The organism is Acidobacteriota bacterium, from assembly GCA_016208495.1.
Classification (GTDB): domain Bacteria; phylum Acidobacteriota; class Blastocatellia; order Chloracidobacteriales; family Chloracidobacteriaceae; genus JACQXX01.
Genome location: JACQXX010000070.1, coordinates 280,140 through 291,399 on the forward strand (window position 1 = coordinate 280,140; position 11,260 = coordinate 291,399).

General features: G+C 51.0%; 10 protein-coding genes. 1 reads left to right on the forward strand and 9 read right to left on the reverse strand.

Features of this window, described 5'->3' with window-relative positions:
* Positions 1 to 77 precede the first annotated feature (77 nt).
* From sucD to HY774_13850, 9 genes are all read right to left on the reverse strand, one after another.
* The gene (sucD, locus tag HY774_13810) at positions 78 to 950 is read right to left on the reverse strand and encodes a succinate--CoA ligase subunit alpha (protein ID MBI4749559.1); all 873 of its coding nucleotides are present in this window, start codon (positions 948 to 950) and stop codon (positions 78 to 80) included.
* 255 nt (positions 951 to 1,205) lie between these two features.
* The gene (locus tag HY774_13815; protein MBI4749560.1) at positions 1,206 to 2,330 is read right to left on the reverse strand and encodes an MCE family protein; all 1,125 of its coding nucleotides are present in this window, start codon (positions 2,328 to 2,330) and stop codon (positions 1,206 to 1,208) included.
* A gap of 243 nt (positions 2,331 to 2,573) precedes the next feature.
* Positions 2,574 to 3,695, reverse strand: coding sequence for an MCE family protein (locus tag HY774_13820; protein ID MBI4749561.1), 1,122 nt, complete (start codon positions 3,693 to 3,695; stop codon positions 2,574 to 2,576).
* Between the two features lie 382 nt (positions 3,696 to 4,077).
* Positions 4,078 to 5,124, reverse strand: a complete 1,047-nt coding sequence (locus HY774_13825) for a hypothetical protein (GenBank protein MBI4749562.1) — start codon at positions 5,122 to 5,124, stop codon at positions 4,078 to 4,080.
* Between the two features lie 178 nt (positions 5,125 to 5,302).
* The gene (locus HY774_13830) at positions 5,303 to 6,118 is read right to left on the reverse strand and encodes an ATP-binding cassette domain-containing protein (GenBank protein ID MBI4749563.1); all 816 of its coding nucleotides are present in this window, start codon (positions 6,116 to 6,118) and stop codon (positions 5,303 to 5,305) included.
* Between the two features lie 127 nt (positions 6,119 to 6,245).
* Positions 6,246 to 7,007: an ABC transporter permease gene (locus tag HY774_13835; GenBank protein ID MBI4749564.1), complete on the reverse strand. Its 762-nt coding sequence runs from the start codon at positions 7,005 to 7,007 to the stop codon at positions 6,246 to 6,248.
* Positions 7,008 to 7,151: 144 nt separating this feature from the next.
* Positions 7,152 to 8,681 carry a hypothetical protein gene (locus HY774_13840; protein ID MBI4749565.1) on the reverse strand — a complete coding sequence of 510 codons (1,530 nt, stop codon included), beginning with the start codon at positions 8,679 to 8,681 and terminating at the stop codon, positions 7,152 to 7,154.
* Between the two features lie 81 nt (positions 8,682 to 8,762).
* Positions 8,763 to 9,434, reverse strand: coding sequence for a phosphoglycolate phosphatase (gph, locus tag HY774_13845; protein MBI4749566.1), 672 nt, complete (start codon positions 9,432 to 9,434; stop codon positions 8,763 to 8,765).
* Positions 9,435 to 9,643: 209 nt separating this feature from the next.
* Positions 9,644 to 10,390, reverse strand: a complete 747-nt coding sequence (locus HY774_13850) for a rhomboid family intramembrane serine protease (protein MBI4749567.1) — start codon at positions 10,388 to 10,390, stop codon at positions 9,644 to 9,646.
* Between the two features lie 118 nt (positions 10,391 to 10,508).
* Between HY774_13850 and HY774_13855 the strand changes: the two genes are divergently transcribed.
* Positions 10,509 to 11,219: a glycosyltransferase family 2 protein gene (locus HY774_13855; protein MBI4749568.1), complete on the forward strand. Its 711-nt coding sequence runs from the start codon at positions 10,509 to 10,511 to the stop codon at positions 11,217 to 11,219.
* The last annotated feature ends 41 nt before the right edge of the window (positions 11,220 to 11,260 follow it).

Consider the following 11,260-nt stretch of genomic DNA (forward strand, 5'->3'; position numbering starts at 1 on the left):
TACCTTCCAAGAGCCAGCTTAGTGGTTAGGAATCAATACTTTCCAAGAAACAACCACTAACCACTAACCACTACTACTTAGTGTCCAAGAACTTCGGCAACTTTCTTTCCAATATCCGCCGGGCTGTTCACGACGTGGATGCCGGCTGCGGTCATGGCCGCCATTTTCTCAGCCGCTGTGCCTTTGCCTCCGGAAATGATGGCGCCAGCGTGACCCATCCGACGTCCGGGAGGTGCGGTTTGTCCGCAAATGAAGCCCACGACCGGTTTTTTCATTTCGTCTTTGACAAACGCGGCGGCTTCTTCTTCAGCCGAACCACCAATTTCGCCGATCATCACCACGGCATCAGTATCCGGGTCATCGTTGAAAATTCGGAGCGCGTCAATGTGCTGAGTTCCAACGATTGGATCGCCGCCGATACCAATGCAGGTTGACTGGCCCAGGTCGAGGTTGGTCAACTGGTGAACTGCTTCGTAGGTTAATGTCCCGCTACGTGAAACCACACCAATTCGGCCTTCGCGATGAATATGAGCGGGCATGATCCCAATTTTGCACTTGCCGGGCGAGATGACACCGGGGCAATTTGGCCCGATCAGGCGGACACCTTGTGATTTCACATAGGCAAATGCCCGCATCATATCTACCGTTGGAATGCCCTCGGTGATGCAGACAATTAACGGAATCCGAGCTTCAGCCGCTTCCATGATGGCGTCAGCCGCAAATGGCGGTGGCACATAAATGACGGAGGCATTGGCGCCGGTTTCGCGGACGGCGTCTTCCACCGTGTTAAAAACCGGGATCCCTTCGTGAGTGGTGCCGCCTTTGCCGGGGGTGATTCCTCCGACAACTTTGGTTCCATACGCGACCATTTGCAGGGTGTGAAACGTGCCTTCTTTTCCAGTAATACCCTGGACGATCAGGCGGGTGTGTTCATTGACAAGAACGCTCATGATGATTGCCCTTTCAGGTGAGTGGTGAATTTCGTGAAATCTGGAAGTCAGAAAAAGAAAAGGTGACTGTTTAGCGGGTGTTGAGACTTTTGGCAAGCGACTTTTGAATGAAGAAGCCATCTAGTGGTTAGTGGTTAGTGGTTAGTGGTTAGAAATCAATACTTTCGAAGAAGTATCAAGCACCAGAAACCAGGCGTCAGAAACCAGGAACTAACCACTAACCACTAACCACTAACCACATTCTGCATTCTTCATTCAAAAAAGACTGAATCTCAGACGGATGTAGCGTCGAGGTGATTGCTGGATGTCATAGAGCGTTTTGAAGGCTTCGGTTGTGGTGTCAGCCAGCGAATTTTTCAACCGTGGGTCCTGCAAATATTTACCAATGGTTCCTTCTCCAGCTTTGACTCCATCTGACAGGCGTTTGATTCGAGTACGGAGTTCGCGGACATCCTGTTGGAACTTTGGGTCGTGGGCTAACTTGCCGATTGAGCCGTTACCTGCTTTGTAGCGCTGGTTGAGTTTATCAACCAGTTGTCCCAGTCGTTGATAGGTTTCGGCCATACGGGTCAGTCGGTCGGCCAGCTCTTGATCTTGATAAGCTTTTCCAAGGGTTCCTTTTCCGGCGACAACTTGATCGGCAATTTTCATAATCAGCGAACTCAGGCGATCCAGTCGTTTGCGGAATTCCAGGCTGCGGAGTTTTCGAATGTTACCTGGACCCGTGTCAAGCTCACGGACAAGGCTTTCAACCTCCTGGTTGAGCTGGAGTATTCGGTTTTGAAATTCCTTGCGGTACAAAAATGCACCAACGGAGCCGCGGCCCGCTTTGAGGTTTTTCCCGACTTCATTTAACTGAGTTTGAGCCACTTCAAGGGTTTGAGTGAGGGTTTGGCCACGTTCTGAAAGCCGCTGCAGGTTGGCATCAATCTGGCCTTTGAGAAGATCACCGTCTTTCACGGTGCCGCTCCGTGGATTTCCATCTGCAATATCAAGTATTCGTTGTGCCAGCGAGCCTTCGGTACGCAGGTAGACAATCGAATCCTTATAGATCAACGAGGTCAGGTCTTTTCCCTGAAACGTGGGGTCAAGCAGCATTTCCACTTCAACTTGTGGCGTGTCAGGGCCCACATCAGTGGTATCGAGAAACCGAAAACTTTTCACTTTGCCAATTTTGACCCCGGCCAGTCGAACTTCGGCGCCGCTGTGGAGTCCATCAACCGAATGATATTGCGTATAGAGCCGCACCCCTGAATTCAAAACCTTCACCAGTGAAAAAATCCCAATGAACAGGACCAACACTCCGAGTGCGGTCATAACCAGTCCGCGCCGGAAGGATCGGGATTCTGCCTGGGATGAGGGAAATTCAATGTCGGACATGGTCAGGGTTTAGGGTTCAGGGTTCAGGATCTGGGGCTCGGGGTTCGGGGTTCTTTCAAGGGATGAGGGATGACGGATGAGGGATGAAAAAAATTCCATTCTCACCTGGTCACTTTGTCACCTTGTCATCTTGTCATCTTGTCATCTTGTTCAGGGTTCAGGATTTTCGAATTTAGGTCCTTTTTGCCCTTTTTGTTGTTTTGACTTTTCCCCAAACCCTGAACCCTGAACCCTGAACCCGGCTTAAAACAGCTTCAACTTAATTGTCAGGTATTTCTTGGGGTCCTGGCGGAAGTCAGCCAGCAATTTGGTGGTTTGTGACGACGTCGAATTCAAATTGTCATACAGTTCGGCGTCTTTGAGCAGTCGTCCAGCCGTCCCTTCACCACGTTCAAGCCGGGCGGTGATGGCATTTAAATTGGCGATGGTGGAGGCGGTTTCGCGATAGAGTTTGTCATCGTTGAGTATCAGCCCGAGGTTCCCTTCGCCGCGATCCACCCGATTGACCATATCTTCAAGTTTGACGGTGGTCCGATCCAGCCGTGCCATCACGGAGTTTAACTGATTATAGACAGCTTCGTCCGTGGCCAGTTTCCCGAGCGTGCCACGGCCTTCGTTGACATCCGCCACCAGTTTTTCAACTCGTTGCAGCGTTTCATTTAATTCATTATAGAGTGTTGGATCGCTAATGAGTTGACCTGCCGTGCCTTTGCCCTTTCGAACATCGTTGACGAGTTTGCGCGACTCTTCAACCGTCTGGTTCAGGTTTTCATAGAGCAATTCATCGGTGATGAGTTTGCCGATGGTGCCTTCACCTTTGCTGATGCGTTCGGCAATTTGTTTGACTGAAACGGAAAGTGTGGTGAAGTTGGCCAGAATGTCATCCGCACCAGAAATGAGCTGGCGAATGGTGGTTTCCTGAGAACCCTGGATGTACTCGTAATTTTTGGTAATTGCTTCAGCCTGTTGGGTACCTGGAATGATGTCCACCACTTTGTCTCCGAGCAATCCAACCGACCCAAGGACAACTTTAGAGTCTTTTCGAATTCGTTGACCGGCGGGGCGACCGTCAATGATTGGGTCAATCGCCAGTTCGAGTTCAACGGTGCGGGTGGCCTGGTCGTTTTGAGGAACATCCAGCAGCAGCACGCGTCGCACTTGACCGACCTTCACTCCAGCCAGCCGAACTTCCGCTCCCGGTCGAAGTCCATCAACCCCAGAGAGGCTGGTTTTGACGATTAACTGGTTCCGAAAGGGATTGATATCACCGCTGATGGTCAAAATGACGGCAATCAAAACCCCGATTGACGCAACCACCAAAATTCCAACTCGCAAATCTGCAAAACCAATTTTCTTTTTGGCCATACTTGATACCCGTAATACCAGTTTGTAGTCAGTAGTCAGTAGTCAGTAGTCAGTAGTTCGCTAAGCTCAGTTGATTGAATTATTTGACTGTTTCCTCATGCGAGGTATTCATTGCAAAATGGTGTAACCCTTACCAGGCTTTCGAAGACTGATTTAGTAGCCTTTCCGGCGAAGATTTTTCCTTGATGGTTCAGCTTCAGTTCGGTATTGCTGGCTACTTAGGGACTGTAAAAAATCAACTTCCCGTTTTCGTTTGGGAATCAGGCATTTGGATTGAGCATCCCGAACGGCAACGCTTCGCGGGGCAAAACCAAAACCTGGACGTGGCAGAACGCGCCCCAGGAACTTATTTTTTAACACTCCCTTAGCTACTTCGCTCTGGTTATCGCACATGAAACACCGTGCGTTTGGTTTGTCGTCCAATCCGCTCAACTTTGCGCCAGGAACTTTCATCGTTGAGTGACGTCCAGCGGCGCTCTTCCTTGCGATAGTGCCAGTCTTTATCAATTTGATAGTAAATTTGGACCCCGTGCCCTTCGATAATATTGATGATCTCGTTGTTGTGGTAGTTTTCTTCGTCATAGTCAGTCAGCGCCCGTTGACCCATTTCAGAATACAATTCATTGAGTTCAATCAGTAAATCGTTGATTTTCAAGTCAAGTGCCCTGGCATTGAGGCCGATTTGTTTGGCTTCACGCAGGGTAATCGGGTAATTGTGCGTGGGGTAGTTTGAGTTCAGAGTGTGACTGATTTCATTGGCTTGATTGGGTTCGGTCAGGTGATAGGCGAGAATCTCCTGACAAATTTTGGTTGAAAGGAAGCTGGCTCGATCCACGGCGCCAATCACCAGCGGGTGAATGTAGGGAAAGAGTGCCTGATACGGATTGGTTTCATTTGTCCCGGTGGCTTCCTGTCGCCAGAGTTTAATGACTCGTTGGAGTTCATCCTGACTGACACTGACCAGGTCATTGTCGTGATCAACTGGCGAGAGTTCGTGGGTGATGGAGGTATCCACCGCCGTCAGATAGGCCAGCGGCCCCATCTGAATTTCATCGGCCCCAATCGCCATCATGGTGGCTGCCGATGCACAGGTCAGCGGCACCACGGCCACCAGATGCCCGGCATACTGACGCAGCAGGTTGATCATGCGCAGTGATGCCTGACCCGATCCGCCGTCAGATTTGATAAACAACACAATCGTATCGCGGTGGCCCAGTTTTCGAAGCACGCCATACAGCCCAATCACGTCGTTTTGGCAAACCGATCCACCCGGTGAATTCCAATAGGCAATAAACGTGTGGCCTAATTCGCGCTCAATCTTTGAAATAATGCTTTGGGTTTTTGAAAACAAAACCGGTGGTTTATTGAGTTTGGTATTTTGTCTTCGATCTGGTTGAGGTTCGGTTTTTTGATTCATCAGAAATTCCATTGTGAAATCAGGGTTTCGGGTTTCGGGGTTCAGGGTTCAGGGTTCAGGGTTTACAGAATTCAGATAAGACGTCCAATTTGAATAACAACCATTCCACCTTGATCACCTCAACCATCCAAAACCAGTTATGATTTTGCTTTCCTGAACCCTGAACCCTGAACCCTGAACCCCAAAAAAGTTACTCCATATCCAAAAACGTTTGAATATAAGGATCTTTTGAACTCCAGAGCGCCTGGGCATCGCCTTCAAAGATGACCTTCCCACTGCGCAGCATCACAAACTGGGTATTGGTCTCGTGGTGGCGTTCGCTATTTTTACAAATGGCGAGTTCGCCCATGTCATTAATCGTGGCATGTTCGTGGGCCAGCGTCGTGGCATCCTGGATGCGGTGGGTGACAAAGATCGAACTGACACCTTCCAGGTCACGCAATTTCATGGCCAGTTCGCAAATGGTGCGGGCGGTTGGTGGGTCAAGACCCGCCGTTGGTTCGTCATAGAGGATGATTTTTGGATTTCCAACCAGCGCCCGGGCGATTCCGACCCGGCGGCGCATCCCGCCGGAGAGTTCAGACGGCATTTTAGTAAGGGCTTGTTCAAGGTTGACAAAGCGGAGGGTTCGTTGGACGGTTTCTTCGATTTCTTCTTCATCTGCCCCCTGTTCAAACATTTTAAAACCGACATTCTGGTACACCGAGAGACTGTCAAAGAGCGCTCCGTCCTGAAACACCATGCCGATTTTTTGGCGAACCTTCATCAACTGGTTTTCCGAGAAATGGGTCACATCTTCACCATCAACAATGACCTGACCTGAATCGGGTTTGAGCAATCCCAGGACAAGTTTGAGCGAGGTGGATTTTCCGGTTCCGGAACCGCCCATCAGAATTTTGGTTTCGCCTGGTTTGACAACAAAACTGACGCCATTGAGGATGGTTTGCTCTCCGAACGAAAGCACGACGTCATGAAATTCAATCGCATTGCGTGGTTCATCTGGCATAAGTGAGGTTGGTGGGTGTCATTTGAAGGGATGAGGGATGAAGGATGAGGGATGAAATAAAACCAATTCTTCAACCTAATGTCTTCATCCCGATAATCTTCCGCCCGAGTTCTTCCGCCCGAGACAATTAAAAATTACTCAGGGCAAGCACCAGTTTGGTCAAAAAGAAATCTGAAATCAAAATGAGCAAAATTGAGACCACAACTGACTGAGTGGTTGAGCGTCCCACGCCAACGGTGCCGCCCGAGGTGCGCAACCCGGCCCGGCAACCGACAACCGCCACAATCAAGCCGAAAATAGTCGGTTTCAGCAATCCGCCAAAGATGTCGTTATAGTTGAGGGCTTCGCGGGCAGACGAGACATACACCGAGGTCGGAAGTTTGAGCAGGGTGACTGAAATCATCCAGCCACCAAAAACCCCAATTAAATCAGCAAAAACGGTCAAGACCGGCGCCATCAAGAGGAGGGCCATCAGCCGGGGCATGACCAGTTTACGAATTGGATCGGTACCCAGGGCGCGCATGGCATCAATCTGTTCGCTGACCTTCATGGATCCCAGTTCTGCCGTGATTCCCGATCCGGCCCGTCCAGCGAGCAAAATCGAAGTCAACACCGGCCCAAGCTCCCGAACCAGTGAGGTCGCCACCAGCCGACCGGTAAAATTTTGGGCACCAAAGGATTGAAGTGTGCTGGCGGTTTGCAAGGCGAGCACGGCGCCAATAAAAAAGCCTGCCAGTAAGGTAATTGGCAGACTGCCCACCCCGATCAGATCCATCTGGTGGACTGTTTCGCGAACATACAACGGGCGTTGGGTGAGGCCGCGCATGGAACGAAGCACCAGCATCGTTCCTTCCTGAACCTCGGTGAGCATTTGGATCAAGATATTCATTGGCTCTAATCGTGTGTGATTCGTCCTCCAGGTCAGACGCTATGAATTATGAATTATGAATTATGAAGCAGGTAACTATTTGATATGAAATTAGATACCCAATTCATAATTCATAATTCATAATTTCCATACCGGGTCCGATCCCTATGATAACGGCACGAAAAAGGCATCTGACGTAAAGCCGGCTTCATTGACAATTTGAACGACACAACTGGGTTGATTGAGAAGCTCGACCGGCAATTTCACCAGAATGCGTTGATTGAGTCGGTTTTGCAGGCTGCGTTTGACCTTGACTTGCACTGGTCTCCCATTGAGCAACACGGTGGGAGTTTTGCCCAATCCCTGGCCGCGCACCAGGAGCGCGATGACTGGAGCGTCTGATTTTTTCTTCAACCGCAAGATTCCACTCACCTGAACTCCAACCACTCGCAGGGGATAGCTTGGGGTAATTTGTTTTCCGGTTGAATCCGTGAGCCACATCATGTAGCCACCCGGAGCCGCCGGTTCCCACACAAACCAGCCGCGAGTGGTAGATTGCCGCGTGAATGGAACAGTTACAAACTGGTCACCTCGTTCTGAAATAATCACGGCCTGGGCGGCGCTGCTGAGGAGTTCGCCAAAAACCAGAACCTCGCTTTTCGGCGGTGATGGTTCGGTTTGTCCAGGAAAAACATTGACCGACACCGCCCGAATCTGAGGTGTTGGTGGTGTGGCATCTGGATTTTTGCCCGGTCTGGTTGGGAGCACCGTGACTGGACGGGCAAAGGCTTCGGCTGAAATGCCGTCGGTGACATAGCCCAGCATGACCGCCTTTCCCGCTTCGTTGGCTTTCATCCGCAAGGCATTATCTGTGAATTTTGCCTCCACAATCCGACCGGCAAACCCAAGCACTCCAAATCCATAGGTCAACGGTCGAGCTGCTGGTGCCCGGCTGGTGGTAACCCAGGTCAGTGCTTCACCGCGACGCAGGACAAAATCAGGTGGCAACGTATCCAGTGCTGGAACCGGTGGTAACGTGAGCGCATCGGTCACCGTCAGGGTGATGGGTTCGAAACTGACGTTTCCGGCAAAAAGCTGAAATTGGCCGGAGTCAGTGCTGGCAAACAATTCAGTTGCCACCAAAAGCAAAACCGCTGTTCCGGGTCGCAAGGCGGTCAGCCGCCAGACAATCGTTCCCGAGGCTGGACTTGGAAGCACTTCGATATCAATGGTGCGACCCAACTGACTTCGATCCGGTTTGATTTTGGTTTTTGAGAAAAAGCGTCCGTCCTGAACAATTTGCGGCAGGAACCCAACCACACCAGCAAAAAGCGGATCATTTTCACGATCATCAAAGGTAAAGGTCAGAATCTGACTTTCACCAACTTTGAGCGTGCGAATGGACTCCCGTACTTTGATTTCAGGAGCGGCCCCATTGCCTGGAACGGCGTGACCACGGGCGACCACTCCAGGTGATTGAGGCAAGGGAATCGGCGTTCCGATCATCCGGAAATCTTCCTGGAGAACCGTGGCGCCACGTGTTTGCAAGGTATAGGGCAGTGTCGCTTCTGAGCCGCTGACTTGAGCCTGGCAGGGGTGATCCGTCAGGCACACCACTGCTGCCGTCAGAGCCAGCGTGACAAAAACGCGAAACTTCCCCGCAACAGGTTGGAAAAACTCAGGCTGCCATCTCATAGTCAATCAGGGATCCGAGAACGGGATAAAAAGAGGTGCTATTCTTAACATATCCCCGTGGGACTGGACAAAAATTTTCGCTTACGACACAAACAAATTCTGTAAGTCCAGCACTTCATCCACAATGACATCGGCGCCGGCCTGTTCCAGTTCACACCGAGGGCGCAATCCATAAGTAACACCACAGGTGTAAACGCCAGCCGCCCGTCCAGCCAGAATATCGTTGGCACTATCGCCGACCATCACGGCTTGCGAGACCGGGATTTGACAGCGTGTAAGGGCTGCCAACACTGGTTCCGGGCGGGGTTTGCGTTCGGGCAAGGTGTCGCCGCCAATCACAACCGAAAAGAACCGGGCCATTTCAAGTGCTTCAAGCAAATCAACCGTGAATTGATAGGGTTTATTGGTGACCACGCCTTTTGGAAGATCCTGAAAATGGCGCAGCATTTCAACGACATTGGGGTAAGGAAGGGTTGAATCAGTCAAATGCCGTCCATACGCTTCTTTAAATAGGATCAGGCCCTGTTTGGTTTCTTCCAGCGTTGCATCACGGCCAAGCCCGGCGTGCAGGCCGCGTTCAACCAGTTTCCTGGCGCCATCGCCGATAAACTGACTGACGGTTTCAATCGTCAGGGGCGGCAGGTGAAGCTGGTCGAGTGCTTCATTGAGCGCGGTAGTGAGATCCTGGCGGGAGTCAATCAGTGTCCCATCCAAATCAAACAACATGATTCCTACCTGGCGAGGTGGTGACATGGAAAAGCTCCTTTGTTGAGAAAGTTCCTGAAATTGGGAAAGTGAAAAAAGGACAAAAAGGACAAAAAGGACGAAAAAGACGAAGGGGGACAAAAGCTCGAAAACCCGGAACCCTGAACCCCGGACAAGATGGCAGGGGGACAAGGGGACAAGGGGATTTCTTTCATCCCTCATCCTTCATCCCTCATCCCTTCAGGAATCCCTGAACCCTAAATAAACCGGTCATCATCATCCGGGTCTGGCCAGGTTGGCTGGGAAATCAAGGGCTGTGGGCGATTGACAAAGAGCTTTACCAGGATAACACCAGCGGCAAAACCCCCGATGTGGGCCCACCAGGCTGTTCCTCCGGTTTGGGCTGACTCTGGACCTAAACTGGCGAGCCCCGCAATAAACTGCTGAAGGAACCATAATCCGAGAAAAAATATGGCTGGCACTTCAAATTCAGCCAGGATAATGAAGATGTTGAGGACGAGAATTCGCGCCCATGGATAGAGCACCAGGTAGGCACCGAGCACCCCGGCGATGGCGCCGCTCGCCCCAAGTGACGGGACTTGTGAAGCCCGATTGGTCAAAATATGAGCCGTCGAAGCCAGCAGGCCGCATAGCAGATAAAAGATCAGGAATTTGATTTTTCCCATGCGGTCTTCGACGTTATCGCCAAAAATCCACAGGTAAAACATGTTTCCCAGCAAGTGCATCCAGCCGCCGTGCAGGAACATGGATGTAAACAGTGGAATTACAAGCTGTGCCGTTTCAACTGGTCGAATGCCGCCGCCTGGTAAAATGAGAAAATCGCTGAAATAGGAGCGCGGAACAACCGCATAACTATAAAAAAAGGCATTGAGTCGTGGTCCTAGCAGCAATTCATAAATAAAGGCCAGCACATTGGCCACAATCAAAAGCACGGTCACAATCGGAAAACTTTGCGAAGGAACGTTGTCGCGTAACGGAATCACAGGCGGGGACCCCCTCTTCCAAGGTAACCTTCAGCAGCTAAGAACCGGAGACGAACAGTGCCATTTTATCGCTGGCATTGCAAAAATACACCCAACGTCGGTACCCAACACCCGAAATATGCATATCGTTGTTATCATTCCTGCCTTAAATGAAGCCCTTTCAATCGGAAAAGTTCTCAATGATATTCCGCGTCCACCCGTGACGGATGTCATTGTGGTTGACAATGGGAGCACTGATGGTACGCCTGCAATTGCCGCCAGCCACGGGGCACGAGTCGTTATCGAGCCACAACGGGGGTATGGTGCCGCCTGTTTGCGTGGCCTGAGTGAAATTCACCCTGAGGCCGAAATTATTGTTTTTCTGGATGGGGATTATTCAGATTATCCGGAAGAAATCAGTGCTTTGATCGAACCAATTTGCGCGGGGAAGGCTGACCTGGTGATTGGTTCGCGTGAATTGGGCCATCGGGAAGCTGGTGCCCTGATGCCTCAGCAGCGGTTTGGGAACGCCCTGGCCACCGGGTTAATTCGATTGCTCTGGGGGCATCGGTACACTGATTTGGGACCGTTTCGGGCAATTCGGCGCACATCGTTGGATCAACTGCACATGCAGGACCAGAACTACGGATGGACGATTGAAATGCAAATCAAAGCCATTCGCCAGGGCCTGCGAATCCACGAGATTCCAGTCAGATATCGCTGCCGGATTGGCGTTTCAAAAATCAGCGGTACTGTGATGGGAAGCTTTAATGCCGGGCGGAAAATCCTGTCGTGTATTGCCCGGTTCTGGTGGGAAGACCGTTTTGGGGCTGAAAAAACCTTGGGCTGAAGAAAACGGGCTGAAGAAGACGGGCTGAAAAACATCGGGCT

Bases quoted from the DNA above. Each gene is read 5' to 3' on its own strand.
- sucD (MBI4749559.1), bottom strand. From the start codon at position 950: ATGAGCGTTCTTGTCAATGAACACACCCGCCTGATCGTCCAGGGTATT.
- HY774_13815 (MBI4749560.1), bottom strand. From the start codon at position 2,330: ATGTCCGACATTGAATTTCCCTCATCCCAGGCAGAATCCCGATCCTTC.
- HY774_13820 (MBI4749561.1), bottom strand. From the start codon at position 3,695: ATGGCCAAAAAGAAAATTGGTTTTGCAGATTTGCGAGTTGGAATTTTG.
- HY774_13825 (MBI4749562.1), bottom strand. From the start codon at position 5,124: ATGGAATTTCTGATGAATCAAAAAACCGAACCTCAACCAGATCGAAGA.
- HY774_13830 (MBI4749563.1), bottom strand. From the start codon at position 6,118: ATGCCAGATGAACCACGCAATGCGATTGAATTTCATGACGTCGTGCTT.
- HY774_13835 (MBI4749564.1), bottom strand. From the start codon at position 7,007: ATGAATATCTTGATCCAAATGCTCACCGAGGTTCAGGAAGGAACGATG.
- HY774_13840 (MBI4749565.1), bottom strand. From the start codon at position 8,681: ATGAGATGGCAGCCTGAGTTTTTCCAACCTGTTGCGGGGAAGTTTCGC.
- gph (MBI4749566.1), bottom strand. From the start codon at position 9,434: ATGTCACCACCTCGCCAGGTAGGAATCATGTTGTTTGATTTGGATGGG.
- HY774_13855 (MBI4749568.1), top strand. From the start codon at position 10,509: ATGCATATCGTTGTTATCATTCCTGCCTTAAATGAAGCCCTTTCAATC.